Origin of the sequence: Leifsonia aquatica (genome assembly GCF_014190775.1) — a bacterium.
GTDB lineage: Bacteria > Actinomycetota > Actinomycetes > Actinomycetales > Microbacteriaceae > Leifsonia > Leifsonia aquatica.
In genome coordinates, this window is record NZ_JACHVP010000002.1 from 64354 (window position 1) to 77197 (window position 12844).

Here is a 12844-nt window from a genome sequence, read left to right on the forward strand (position 1 = left end):
CCGCCGCTCGCCGGCGGCGGGGGCCCGTACCCCGCACGACCCGACCCACCGGAGATCCGCATGACAACCGTCACCCGCCCGGAGACCGCCTCCGCGGCCCGGCGCGACCGGGATGCGCGCAACGCGCTCACCTTCAAGCAGAAGCTCAACCGTTTCGACGTCAAGGCGTCGCCGTACTTCTACGTGGCGCCGTTCTTCATCCTCTTCGCCCTCGTCGGCCTGTTCCCGCTGGTGTACACGTTCGTCGTGTCGCTGAACAACTGGAACCTGCTCACCGGCCCCGGCGAGTGGGTCGGCTTCAGCAACTACCTCACCGAGCTGAAGGACCCGTTCTTCTGGAACTCGCTCTTCAACACCCTCAGCATCTTCCTGCTCTCCGCCATCCCGCAGCTGATCGGCGCCGTCTTCATCGCGGCCATCCTCGACCAGAACATCCGCGCCAAGACCTTCTGGCGGATGAGCGTCCTGCTCCCTTACGTGGTCACTCCGGTGGCCGTCACCCTGATCTTCTCGAGCGCGTTCGACGAGAAGTACGGCCTGATCAACAACATGCTCCAGGCGATCGGCCTCGACCCCGTGATGTGGAAGACCGAGACGTTCCCGTCGCACGTCGCCATCGCGACGATGGTCAACTGGCGCTGGACCGGCTACAACGCGCTCATCCTGCTCGCCGCCATGCAGGCCGTGCCGCGCGACATCCACGAGTCGGCCTCCCTCGACGGGGCGGGCGCGTTCCGCCGCTTCTTCTCGATCACGCTGCCGAGCATCCGCCCGACCATGATCTTCGTCATCATCACGGCGACCATCGGCGGCCTCCAGATCTTCACCGAGCCGAAGCTGTTCAACCCGTCGAGCGCCGTGCCCGGCGGTCCCCAGCGGCAGTACCAGACCACCGTGCTCTACCTGTGGGACATGGCCTTCAACCGGCAGAACTTCGGCAAGGCGTCCGCGATCGCGTGGATGCTGTTCCTCCTGATCGTGCTGTTCGGCCTCCTGAACTTCCTGATCTCGCGCCGCATCGCCTCCACCGAGGCGCGGCTGCACACCAAACGGACGGCGAAGCGGCTCGCCCGCAGCCGGGCCGCCGCATCCGACACCCGCATCGACGGCGGCATCGACAGCGGCGAGTCCACCGCCGAGGGCGCCCGCGCTCTCGCCGCCGCCAGCGAGGAGAAGAACCTGTGACCACGACCGCCTCCAAGCCGCGCCCGACCACCGCGCAGCGGCCCCCGAAGCGCAAGGCTCTCGGCATCGACCGGCGCCCCGGCTTCCTCACCTACGGCATCCTGTTCGTCCTCTTCGTCGGCAGCGCGTACCCGCTCTGGTGGTCGGCGGTCGCCGGCTCCAGCGACAGCACCGTCCTGACCGCCACCTGGCCGCCGCTGCTGCCGGGCGGGCAGTTCTGGAAGAACGTGGGCGAGGTGCTCGGGACCGTGCCGTTCTGGCAGGCGCTCGGCAACTCGATCATCGTCTCCACCGTCATCACCGTCTCGGTCGTGCTGTTCTCGACGCTCGCCGGCTACGCATTCGCCAAGCTGCGCTTCCGCGGCCGCGAGGGGCTCATGGTGTTCGTCATCGCGACCCTTGCGGTCCCGACGCAGCTCGGCATCATCCCCCTCTTCATGGTGATGAAGCAGTTCGGCTGGACCGGGACGCTCGGAGCGGTGATCGTGCCGACCCTCGTCACCGCGTTCGGCGTGTTCTTCATGCGCCAGTACCTCGTCGACGTGATCCCCGAGGAGCTGATCGAAGCGGCCCGCGTCGACGGCGCCAGCATGATCCGCACCTTCTGGCACGTCGGGGTGCCGGCCGCGCGGCCCGCCATGGCGATCCTCGGCCTCTTCACCTTCATGACGGCCTGGACCGATTACCTCTGGCCGCTGCTCGTCGCCCCCCAGAACCCCACCCTGCAGGTCGCCCTCAGCCAGCTGCAGTCCGCGAAGTACGTCGACTACTCGATCGTGCTCGCCGGCGCGGTGCTCGCGACCATCCCCCTGCTCATCCTCTTCGTGCTCGCCGGCCGGCAGCTGGTCTCCGGCATCATGGCCGGCGCGGTGAAAGGCTAAGAATGACCGACAACCGCTGGCCCGACGGCTTCCTGTGGGGCTCCGCCACCGCCGCCGCGCAGATCGAGGGCGCCGCCCACGAGGACGGCAAGGAGGACTCCATCTGGGACGCCTTCGCCCGCGTGCCGAACGCGATCGCCGGCGGCGACACCCCCGAGCGCGCGGTGGACCACTACCACCGCATGCCGGAGGACGTCGCCCTGATGGCCTCCCTCGGCCTCCAGTCGTACCGCTTCTCGACCTCCTGGGCCCGTGTGGTGCCCGGCGGCCGCGCGGTGAACCCGGCCGGACTCGACTTCTACAGCCGGCTGGTCGACGAGCTGCTCGGCGCGGACATCCTGCCGTGGCTGACGCTCTACCACTGGGACCTGCCGCAGGCGCTGGAGGAGAAGGGAGGCTGGGCGAACCGCGACACGGCCTACCGCTTCCGCGACTACGCCGTGGCCGTCTACGACGCGCTCGGCGACCGGGTCGACCACTGGACGACCTTCAACGAGCCGCTGTGCTCCTCCCTCATCGGCTACGCCGCGGGCGAGCACGCACCCGGCCGGCGCGAGCCCGACGCCGCCCTCGCCGCCCTGCACCACCAGCACCTGGCGCACGGCCTCGCTGCCCACGCCATCCGCGAGCGGGCGACCATCGCGTCGGCCGGCGCCGGGGGCGACTCCGGGCGGCTGGATCGCCTGCGCCTCGGCATCACGCTCAACCTCACCACGGCCGTGCCGAACGACCCGAGCGACCCCGTCGACCTCGACGCCGCCCGCCGCATCGACGGGCTCTGGAACCGGATGTACCTCGAGCCGCTGCTGCTCGGCGCCTACCCGACCGACGTGCTCGACGACCTGCGCGAGCACCGGTTCGAGGCGCTCGTGCACGACGGCGACCTGGAGACCATCGCCCAGCCGATCGACTTCCTCGGCGTGAACCACTACCACGACGACAACGTCAGCGGACATCCCCTGCCCGCCGATGCCCCGGCCGCCGTGGTGCCCACCGACAGCCCGAAGGCGTCGCCGTTCGTCGGCAGCGAGTTCGTCACCTTCCCGTCGCGGCACCTGCCGACCACGGCGATGGGCTGGGAGGTCAACCCCGACGGCCTGCGCGCCCTGCTGGTGCGCCTCACCGCCGACTACCCGACCCTCCCGCCGCTCTACATCACCGAGAATGGCGCCTCCTACGACGATGCCACCGACCCGGACGGTCACATCCGCGACACCGAGCGCGAGGCGTACATCCTCGCCCACATCGACGCCGTGCACGCGGCGATCGACGAGGGCGCCGACGTGCGCGGCTACTTCGTGTGGTCGCTGCTCGACAACTTCGAGTGGGCGTGGGGCTACGAGAAGCGCTTCGGCATCGTGTCGGTGGACTACGAGACGCAGGTGCGCACGGTGAAGGGGTCGGGTCACGCGTTCGCCCGGCTCATCGCGGACGCGCGCGCCGCGGAGTCGTCGGACGTCGGCGCGGCGGCGGCGCGCGCTTAGCATGGACGACGGACGAGGAGGAGAGCGATGACCACGGATTCGGTGGATGCCGTGGCCGTCCCGACCCTGGAGGCGGTGGCGGCACGCGCGGGAGTCTCGCGCGCCACGGTCTCGCGCGTCGTCAACGGCTCGACGAAGGTCACGCCCGAGGTCGTCGCCGCGGTGACCGCCGCCATCGCCGACCTCAACTACGTGCCGAACCGCGCTGCACGCTCGCTGGCCTCCCGCCGCACGCAGGTGATCGCGCTGGTCGTGCCGGAGTCGACGGCCAAAGTCTTCGCCGACCCGTTCTTCGCCTCCATCGTGCAGGGCGTCGCGCTGAGCCTCGCCGACACCGAGTACACGCTCAACATGGTCATCTCGTCCGAGACGAACCCCGACAAGACCCGGCGCTACCTCATGGGCGGCAATGTGGACGGCGCGCTGGTCGTGTCACATCACTCGGGCGACCACTCCTACGTCGCGCTCGGCGCCTCCCTCCCGATCGTCTTCGGCGGCCGGCCGGTCGGCGACGAGACCGGGGAGTCGTACTTCGTCGACGTGGACAACGTGTCCGGGTCGGCGGGAGCCACCGAGCACCTCATCGCGCGCGGGCGGCGGAACATCGCCCTCATCACCGGCCCGCAGGACATGCCGGCCGGCCTCGACCGGCTGACCGGCTGGCGCCGGGCGCTCGACGCGCACGGGCTGGACGCCTCCCTCGTCGAGCTCGGAGACTTCTCGCCCCTCTCGGGCAAGGAGGCCATGCGCCGGCTGCTCGCCCGCGGGGTGCCGATCGACGGGCTCTTCGCGGCGAACGACCAGATGGCCGCCGGGGCCTACTCGGCGATCCGGGAGGCGGGCCTCCGCATCCCGGACGACATCGCCGTGGTCGGCTACGACGACGACAACTTCGGCATCACCGCCGCGCCGCCCCTCACGACGGTGCACCAGCCGTCCATCGGCCTCGGCGAGGCGATGGCGCAGGTGCTGGTGCGGCGCATCGCCGGCGAACCTGCCGAGCGCGTGACGCTGCTGCCGACCGAGCTGGTCGTCCGCGAGTCGACCTGACGCTGCTGTTGCTGCCGCACATTCGGCACGAATCTGGACTTAGCGCGCCGCTTTCACGACATTCGTGCCGAATGTGCGCGGCGGTTCGCGACGCGTGACGCCCCGCCTCGCCTCGGCACGCCACGCCACGCCGCGGGCGAGAGCGCTGAGGATTCGTGACGAATGTGGAGTTAGCGCGCCGCTTTCGCGACATTCGGCACGAATGTCGCAAGAGCGGCGGCGGCGGGGGTCAGCGCAGGAACGCGGTGAGCTCGGCGGGGGTCGGGTAGGAGGCCTGCGCTCCGGCGCGGGAGGCGGCGAACGCGCCGACCCCGACCGCGAAGCGGGCCGCGTCGAGCAGGGCGTCGCCGTCGGCGAGACGGAGGAGCAGCGCGCCCATGAAGGCGTCGCCGGCGCCGGTCGTGTCGACCGCATCCACCCGCACGGCGGGCACCGCGACGGGCTCGCTGTCGCCGTCGACGACTACGCAGCCATCGGCTCCCCGCGTCACGACGGCGCGGGTCACGCCGAGCGCGGCCAGGCCGTCGCGCAGAGCTCCGGGAGTCGCGTCCTCGGCCACACCGAGCAGTGCGGCGGCCTCCCCCTCATTGACGAGGAGGACATCCACCAGGGGCAGCAGCTGGCGCGCGCCGTCGTGGAACGGGGAGGGGTTCAGCACGACCGCGAGCCCGGCGGCACGAGCGCGCTCGGCGGCATCCACCACCACCGCCTCCGGCACCTCGAGGCAGAGTCCGAGGACGGAAGCGCCGGCGAGCACGGCGTCGTCGAGATCGGCGGGACCGAGCGTCCCGTTGGCGCCCGGCGAGACCACGATCGTGTTCTCGCCGTGCGCGTCGACGGTGATGAGCGCGGTGCCGGTCGCCACACCGTCGCGCACGGCGACCGACGAGACGTCGACCCCGGAGGCGGCGACGGCCGAGCGGAGGAGCTCGCCGTGCGCATCCGCGCCGACCGCACCGACCATGCTCACCGCACCGCCGAGCCGTCCGGCGGCGACGGCCTGGTTCGCGCCCTTGCCGCCGGCGCCCGTCGAGAGGTCGCCTCCCGAGACGGTCTCGCCCGGCTTCGGGAAAGCGGCGGTCTGCACGACGAGGTCGGCGTTCAGCGAGCCGACGACGACGATCCGGCCGCGGTCCGGGGTGCTGCTCATCGGGAGGCCGCCGTGGCCGTGACCTCGGCCGAGTCCGGCCGGGGGATCAGGAACGACACCGCGAGGGCGACGGCGGTGATGGCGGCTCCGAGCATCATTCCGGCAGAGTATCCGGTCGTGGAGTCCGGCGCCGCCGATGTCGCGACCTGCAGGGCGGGCAGCAGGGCGAAGCTCAGCCCGGCGCCGAGGTTGAACGCGCCCGCGTTGAGCCCGGGGAGGAAGCCGGGGTTCTCGGCCGGCGACAGCACGATCCCGAGGCCGTTGAGCATGATGTTGCCGATGCCGGCGTAGCCGATCCCGATCACGACGGTGGTCGCGATCAGCACGGGCAGCGAGTGCACGCCGACGAACGCCATCACGACGGTCGCGACGATGGTGCCCGAGAGGCCGATGCGCAGGATGCGGCGGTAGCCGAGCACGGGCGCGAGCCGGCCGGCCAGCGGGCCGACGATCCAGCCGACCAGGGCGTACGGGGTGAGGAAGGCCAGCGAGGCCAGGTCGGGCGCCATCCCGAAGCCCGCGTCCGCGTTCTGCGCGAGGGAGGTCACCAGGCCGTTCACGACCGCGAAGACGCCGGTCATCGTGAGCAGGGTGGTCGCGAGGAGCGCCCAGGTCGAGCGGCGGCGCAGCAGCGGGGTCGGGACGAGCGGCTGCGCGACCCGGTTCTCCACCCGCCAGAAGATCACGAAGGAGACGACCGCGACGGCCAGGGACAGCCCGACGAGCACCCAGTTCGCGGAGGCGAGACGACCCGCCTCGTTGAGGCCGGTGAGCAGCGCACCGATCGAGACGACCAGCGGGAGCACGCCCCACCAGTCCATCCGCACGCCTTCAGAGGGCCGGGACTCGGCACCCCAGACGACCACCATCACGAGCGCGACGACGGTGACGACCGCGATCGCCCAGAAGACGGAGCGGAAGCCGAAGGTCGTGGCGAGCCAGCCGCCGGCGATCGCGTCGATGCCCGCGATGCCGCCGTTGACCGCGGTGAGGAGGCCCATCGCCGCGCCGTACTTGCGCGGGTCGGAAATCTCGGCTCGCAGCATGAGCAGGCAGATCGGGACGACCGGGCCGGTGACGCCCTGGATGAGGCGGCCGGCGAACAGCATCCCCACGTTCAGCGCGAGCGCGGCGACGACGCTGCCGATCAGCATGACCGCGAGCATCGCGAGCAGCACCCGCTTGCGGCCGACGATGTCGCTCAGCCGCGGGAGGAACAGCGAGAACAGGGCCGCGATGGTGAAGAAGAGGGTCTGCGAGAGGCCGATGGTGGCCTCGTCGGTGTTGAGCTCGTGCGACATGGTGACGAGCACGGGGCTCAGCATGCTGGCGTTGAGCTGGAAGGCCACGCAGGCGGCGAGCAGCGCCGCGGTCAGAGCGGCGATGCGGACGGGGCGCCCGGTGGGCGAGGAGACGGGGGTGGGGGCCGTGATGCTCACGCGGTGGCTCCCGCGGTCTCGGCCCCAGCGTCGGCCTCGGTCCCGGCGTCCGACGGGTCGCCGATGCGCTCGAGGGCGTCGACCACGAGGTCCCAGAAGCCGGTGTGGTCGAGCTCCATCGCGGCCCAGGTCGGGCAGTCGGCGGGGGCGGACGAGCGGAGGTCGGCAACGGTCATCCCCGTGGTCAGGCGTCCCTGCGTCTCGATGGCGATCGGCATCTGCACGGCGCGCACGACGGTCGGGTCGATCACGTAGGCGACGGCGACGGGGTCGTGGACGGGCGGGCTGTCGAAGCCCTGCACGTCGGCGTAGGTGCGGCCGAAGAACTCGAGCAGCTCGCCGACGAATCGCGCCGGCGCGGTGCCGATCCCGGCGATGCGCGCGGCGACCTCCGGGGTCGCGAGCGCCTGGTGCGTGACGTCGAGGCCGCACATGACGACCTTCCAGCCCGCGCTGAAGACGATGTCGGCGGCCTCCGGGTCGATGACGATGTTGAACTCGGCCACCGGGCTCCAGTTGCCGACGTGCACGCCACCGCCCATGAGCACGACCTGCTTGACGCGCTCGACGAGGCGCGGCTCCTGCCGCACGGCGAGCGCGATGTTGGTGAGCGCACCGGTGGGGACGAGCGTGACCGTGCCGGGCTCGTGCGCCATGACCGTGTCGATGATGAGCTGGACCGCGTGGCGTCCGTCGAGCTCGAACGACGGCTCGGGGAGCTCGGGGCCGTCGAGACCGGACTCGCCGTGGATGCTGGGGGCGACCTCCACGGGCCGCGTGAGCGGACGGTCGGCTCCGGCGGCGAACGGCACGCCGGCGATCCCGGCGACGCGCGCCACGGCGAGCGCGTTGCGGGTCACCTTCTCGAGGGTCTGGTTGCCTGCCACGGTGGTGACCGCGAGCAGGTCGATGTCGGGATTGCCGTGGGCGAGCATGAGCGCGATCGCGTCGTCATGCCCCGGGTCGCAGTCCAGGATGATCTTCTCCATGGGGAGCCTTCCGCTTCGTCGGGGACGTCAAACGCTTGACACTGTAAGCGTAAAGCGCTTGACGCCGCAAACCGGCGGATGCCCACCGATACGATCGAGACCATGTCCACGCTCCCTCCCGCGCCCCGCCGGGTGACCGCCGCCATGGTCGCCGAGCGGGCGGGGACGAGCATCGCGACCGTCTCCCTGGTCGTCAACGGCAAGGCCCGCGGGCGCATCTCGGACGAGAACGCCGCGCGCGTGCTCGCCGCCGTCGCCGAGCTCGGGTACGTGGTCGACGGCGCCGCGAGCGCGCTGGCCCGCGGGACGAGCGACATCGTCGTGCTGCTGGCCCCCGACCTCCCGAACCCGTTCTTCGGTCGCGTGATCAAGGGGGTGCAGGAGGAGCTCGGCTCGCGCTACCAGCTGCTGCTGTCGGCCGCCGCGAGCGGTGCGCAGCCGAACGCCACGGATGTGCGGCGCCTCTCGTCCCTCCGCCCCGCCGGGCTGCTCGTCTCGGCGCCCGGCCCCGACTTCCTCGACGACCTGCCCACCGGCACCCCGCTCGTGCTGCTGGACGCCCCCGGGCTCGAGGCGCGCGCCGCCGTCGTCAACTACGACCTGGCTCCCGGGGTGGAGGAGCTCGCGCGTCACCTCGCCGAGCGCGGCCACCGCGTCATCGGCTACCTGGACGGCGCGACGCCCGCCGCGACCTACCTGCTGCGGCGCGAGCTGCTGCGCGAGGCGGCCGCCCGGCACGGGATGACGCTGCTGGCCGATCCCGACGTCCGCAGCGGGCCGGACCTCGCCGAGGCCGCCGCTGCGACGCTCGCGGCGCTGCCCGCGTGGCGCGAGGCGGGGGCGACCGCCATCGTCGCCGCGGCGGACACGCTGGCCCACGGCGTGCTCGCCGCCTGCGCGGAGGCCGGGCTGCGGGTTCCGGAGGACGTCGCGGTCGCCGGCTTCGACGACCTCCCCGCGTCGGCGGTCACCGCACCGAGTCTCACGAGCGTGGCGCTGCCCGGCGACGCGCTGGGCCGCGCGGCGGCGCACCGGCTGCTCGCGCTGATCGCGCCCGACGAGGCGGCTCCGGAGGAGGCTCCCGGCCCCCTCGCCGCGACGCTCACGGTCCGCGCCTCGACCTGACGCGCGCGCCCGACATTCGTGCCGAATGTGGGGAATGGCGCCGCTATTCGCGACATTCGGCACGAATGTCGCGGCGGCGCTACGGCAGCGCGCGGTAGACGCGGTTGCCGAGCACGGCGAGCGTCAAGCCGGAGGCGACGATCGCGGCGACCCCGCCGGCGTAGGCGATGAAGAGGTGCGACGACCCGTCCAGCGACGAGAAGTACGTGACCAGCAGCGACACCAGCGCGCCGATCGCGCAGACGGCCGCGATCCACAGCAGCGGCCACAGCTTCGTGCGCACCGGAGGGTCTGCGGGACGCAGCCGCAGCTGGCTCAGCACGAGACCGGCGATGCACGCCCAGAACGCCACGACCAGCATCCCGGCGATGACGTCGCTCGGCCGGTGCCACTGCTCGACGAGGGTGGAGGCTCCCGCCGCGATCGTGAAGACGGCCCCGACCACCGCGGCGAGCGGCCGGTAGCGGGGCGACGCGACGAGGAAGACGACCAGCGCCGCCGAGGCCGCGACGGCCGTGTGACCGGAGGGCAGCGAGTTGGACAGCCCCGCATCCACTCCTTTCTCCGGCCGGGACAGGATGGAGTACTTGAGCACCTGCGTGCTCACGTTCGCGCCGATCGCCGCGCCGACCGCCACCGCGAACACCAGCCAGTTGCGGCGCACGAGCACCACGACCACGGCGATCACAGCACCGATGAAGACGGCGGCGACGGGGAGGGCGTTGAGGAAGGTGTGGGCGAAGTCGATCAGGTCGCCCTTCCACGCGTCGGCCCCGGCGAAGGCGCGCTCGTCGATCACCTGGCCGACATAGCTGCGCACGAACAGCAGATAGACGCCCGTGAAGGCGAGCGCGGTCCCGATCGCGCCCCACAGGAAGGGCAGGGCTCGCAGGACCGGTCGCATAGTCATCAACCTTTCCACACGCGCCTCGGAAATCTCCGGACGGAGGCCGGGAAGGCGCCGGTCGGGAGCGCGCGCCGCTAGCCTGGTCCCGTGCGCAACGTCTCGATCGACGCGCTGGACCACCTGCCCGTCGATGTGCTCCCCGTGGGCACCGAGTATCCGCCCGATCATCTGCTCGCGCGGCACCGGCACCGGCGCGCGCAGCTGCTCTACGGCGCCAGCGGTGTGATGCAGGTCGTCACCGACGACGGATCCTGGACGGTCCCGACCGACCGCGCCGTGCTTATCCCGCCGGGCGTCGGCCACGAGGTGCTCATGCGCGGGGTGACGACGTGGAGCCTCTACATCGAGCCCGACGCCGTGCCCTGGTGGCCGGCCGTCTGCACGGTGGTGGAGGTCGGCCCCCTGCTGCGGGAGGTGCTCCGCGCCGCCAACGAGCTGGAGGCCGACTACGACACGGCGGGACGCGACGGGACGCTCGTGCGGCTGGCGCTCGACGAACTGCAGCGGGTCTCCCCCGCGCCCTTCGCCATCACCCTCCCGCGGGAGGAGCCCTTCCGGTCGCTCTGCCGCGACTACCTCGCCGCGCCGGATGCCGGCGTGACGAACGCGGTGTGGGCACGCCGGGTCGCGATGAGCGATCGCAGCTTCGACCGCCACTTCCGGGCGGCGACCGGCACGGGCCCGGCGACCTGGCGCTCCCGCGCCCGGCTGCTCGCGAGCCTCCCGCTGCTGCAGTCGCGGAGCGTGACGAGCGTCGCGGGGCAGCTCGGCTACGCGTCTCCGGCGGCGTTCACCGCCGCGTTCACGCGGGCGTTCGGCGCTCCCCCGTCGCGGTTCGGCGCCGCGGTGATTGGCTGACTCTCAATCGCATCGGGCGCAACTACGATTGCTCGCCAGCATCGTCCGGGATGGGATGGACGGGTGTCCTTCCTCATCCTCGCTCTCATCGGCCTCCTCGTCGGCGTCACCACCGTGCTCTTCGGCTTCGGCGGCGGCTTCGTCACCGTTCCCGTCATCGTCATCGCCGACCTGTCCCTCGGCGCGGACGCGGTGCGCGTGGCGACCGCGACCTCCGCCCTCGTCATGCTCGTCAACGCCGTCGTCGCGACGGTCTCGACGCGACGGGAGGTCCTGCGCCGGCTGTCAGGACGCGGGGCGCTGTTCGCCCTGCTCGCCGCGGGCGGGGCCGTCGGTGCGGCGCTCGCCCGCGTAGCCCCGGACGCGATCATCCGCTGGGGCTTCGTGCTCTACATCGGCGCGACGATCGTCGACCTGATCGTGCGCCCGGGGTTCCTGCGGCCGGCACCGGCGATCGAGAGCCACGGCGCAAGCACGAGCGCCACTGCAGCCGCCGGCCTCCCGACGTGGCTCGGGCTCCCGATCGGCTCGGTCGCCGCCTTCCTCGGGGTCGGCGGGAGCGTGATGACCGTGCCGCTCATGCGCCGCGCGGGCGCGCCGATGCCGATCGCCACCTCCCTCGCCAATCCGCTCACGCTCGCGATCGTCGCGCCCGCGCTGGCGGTGTCCCTGCTCCTGCGCGGTGCGGTGCCCCCGACCCCCGGGCTCGTCGGGTCGGTGGACGTGCTCGCCGCGGTCGCCCTGCTGCTCGGCTCGATCCCGGTGGTCGTGCTCCTGCGCCGCCGCCCGCCGCGCATCCCGGACGGCGTGCACGCGTGGTCCTATGTCGCGCTGCTGGCCGCTGCCGGGATCACGGTCGCCGCGACGGGATGACGTCAGTCGACGAAGCGGACGTCGCGCTCGTCCCGAGCGAACCGCTCGCGCATGACTGCGACCGCCTCCCGGTTGCTGTCGACGAGCAGGAAGCGCCGGCCGAGCGCCGCAGCGACCGCGCCCGTCGTGCCGCTGCCGGCGAAGAAGTCGAGCACCCAGTCGCCCTCACGGCTCGACGCCTGCACGATGCGGCGCAGCACGCCCTCCGGCTTCTGGGTCGGGTAGCCGGTCTTCTCGCGGCCGGTCGGCGAGACGATGGTGTGCCACCAGACGTCAGTCGGCAGCTTGCCGAGCTCCGCCTTCTCGGGCGTCACCAGACCCGGCGCCATGTAGGGCTCGCGGTCGACGGCCGAGGAGTCGAAGAAGTACGCGGACGGGTTCTTGACGTACACGAGGATGGTGTCGTGCTTCGCCGGCCAGCGCGTCTTGGACTTGGCGCCGTAGTCGTACGCCCAGACGATCTCGTTGAGGAAGCTCTCCCGGCCGAACAGCGCGTCGAGCAGCACCTTGGCGTAGTGCGACTCGCGGTAGTCGAGGTGGAGGTACAGCGTGCCGTCGTCGGCGAGCACCCGCCAGGCCTCGATGAGCCGCGGCTCGAGGAACTCCCAGTAGTCCTCGAACCGGTCGTCGTAGCTCAGGAGGTCGCCCTTGATACGCTCGTAGCTGCGGCCCTTGAAGCCGATCACGCTGCCGCCGGCGCCGGGCTCGGACCGCTTCGACGTCATCGCCTGCCGCGCCTGCGACCGCCCGGTGTTGAAGGGCGGGTCGAGGTAGATCAGCCGGAACGACTCGTCCGGCAGCGCGGCGACCACGTCGAGGTTGTCGGCGTGCACGACGGTGCTCGGTGCGGCGGGATGCCACAGGGGCGCCGCATCGTCGGCGGCGGGGACGGTCTCGAGCATG

Annotated in this window: 12 protein-coding genes; 7 read left to right on the plus strand and 5 right to left on the minus strand. The window is 72.0% G+C overall.

The genetic code is table 11. The features are described from left to right. The first annotated feature begins 60 nt into the window (after positions 1-60). The 4 genes from FHX33_RS10150 to FHX33_RS10165 are packed head-to-tail and all read left to right on the plus strand — an operon-like array spanning position 61 to position 4600. Entirely contained in the window at positions 61-1185 is a 1125-nt protein-coding gene (locus tag FHX33_RS10150; RefSeq protein ID WP_021758006.1) for a carbohydrate ABC transporter permease, read from the plus strand. Beyond that, positions 1182-2066 (plus strand): carbohydrate ABC transporter permease, encoded by an 885-nt coding sequence (locus FHX33_RS10155; RefSeq protein ID WP_021758005.1) that lies wholly within the window; start codon positions 1182-1184, stop codon positions 2064-2066. The genes FHX33_RS10150 and FHX33_RS10155 overlap by 4 nt, the downstream gene beginning before the upstream one ends. A gap of 2 nt (positions 2067-2068) precedes the next feature. Continuing rightward, positions 2069-3550, plus strand: a complete 1482-nt coding sequence (locus FHX33_RS10160; RefSeq protein ID WP_183428463.1) for a GH1 family beta-glucosidase — start codon at positions 2069-2071, stop codon at positions 3548-3550. A 27-nt stretch (positions 3551-3577) separates the two neighbouring features. Next, the gene (locus FHX33_RS10165) at positions 3578-4600 is read left to right on the plus strand and encodes a LacI family DNA-binding transcriptional regulator (protein WP_183428464.1); all 1023 of its coding nucleotides are present in this window, start codon (positions 3578-3580) and stop codon (positions 4598-4600) included. 229 nt (positions 4601-4829) lie between these two features. On the opposite strand, the gene FHX33_RS10170 is transcribed toward FHX33_RS10165, so the two are convergent. From FHX33_RS10170 to uriH, 3 genes are read right to left on the minus strand one after another with little or no spacing between them, the layout of a single operon-like run. Then, positions 4830-5750 carry a ribokinase gene (locus FHX33_RS10170; RefSeq protein WP_021763699.1) on the minus strand — a complete coding sequence of 307 codons (921 nt, stop codon included), beginning with the start codon at positions 5748-5750 and terminating at the stop codon, positions 4830-4832. Next, positions 5747-7183: a uridine transporter UriT gene (uriT, locus tag FHX33_RS10175; protein WP_039922735.1), complete on the minus strand. Its 1437-nt coding sequence runs from the start codon at positions 7181-7183 to the stop codon at positions 5747-5749. The genes FHX33_RS10170 and uriT overlap by 4 nt, the downstream gene beginning before the upstream one ends. A 2-nt stretch (positions 7184-7185) precedes the next feature. Beyond that, positions 7186-8178 (minus strand): uridine-preferring nucleoside hydrolase UriH, encoded by a 993-nt coding sequence (gene uriH / locus FHX33_RS10180; protein WP_021763697.1) that lies wholly within the window; start codon positions 8176-8178, stop codon positions 7186-7188. 102 nt (positions 8179-8280) lie between these two features. Here uriH and FHX33_RS10185 point away from each other — a divergent pair, with 102 nt between their 5' ends. Next, on the plus strand, positions 8281-9303 hold the full coding sequence (locus FHX33_RS10185) for a LacI family DNA-binding transcriptional regulator (protein WP_183428465.1): 1023 nt from the start codon (positions 8281-8283) through the stop codon (positions 9301-9303). 79 nt (positions 9304-9382) lie between these two features. Here FHX33_RS10185 and FHX33_RS10190 read toward each other — a convergent pair whose 3' ends face one another. Continuing rightward, positions 9383-10213, minus strand: coding sequence for a phosphatase PAP2 family protein (locus FHX33_RS10190; protein WP_246397248.1), 831 nt, complete (start codon positions 10211-10213; stop codon positions 9383-9385). 84 nt (positions 10214-10297) lie between these two features. On the opposite strand from FHX33_RS10190, the gene FHX33_RS10195 reads away from it, so the two are divergent. Both FHX33_RS10195 and FHX33_RS10200 read left to right on the plus strand, forming a co-directional pair. Then, positions 10298-11068: a helix-turn-helix domain-containing protein gene (locus FHX33_RS10195; protein ID WP_183428466.1), complete on the plus strand. Its 771-nt coding sequence runs from the start codon at positions 10298-10300 to the stop codon at positions 11066-11068. Between the two features lie 63 nt (positions 11069-11131). After that, positions 11132-11941: a sulfite exporter TauE/SafE family protein gene (locus FHX33_RS10200; protein WP_021754514.1), complete on the plus strand. Its 810-nt coding sequence runs from the start codon at positions 11132-11134 to the stop codon at positions 11939-11941. Positions 11942-11943: 2 nt separating this feature from the next. Here the strand turns inward: FHX33_RS10200 and FHX33_RS10205 are convergent, their stop codons facing one another. Next, complete coding sequence (locus FHX33_RS10205) at positions 11944-12843, minus strand: DNA-methyltransferase (protein WP_021754517.1); 900 nt, start codon at positions 12841-12843, stop codon at positions 11944-11946. Position 12844 lies beyond the last annotated feature (1 nt).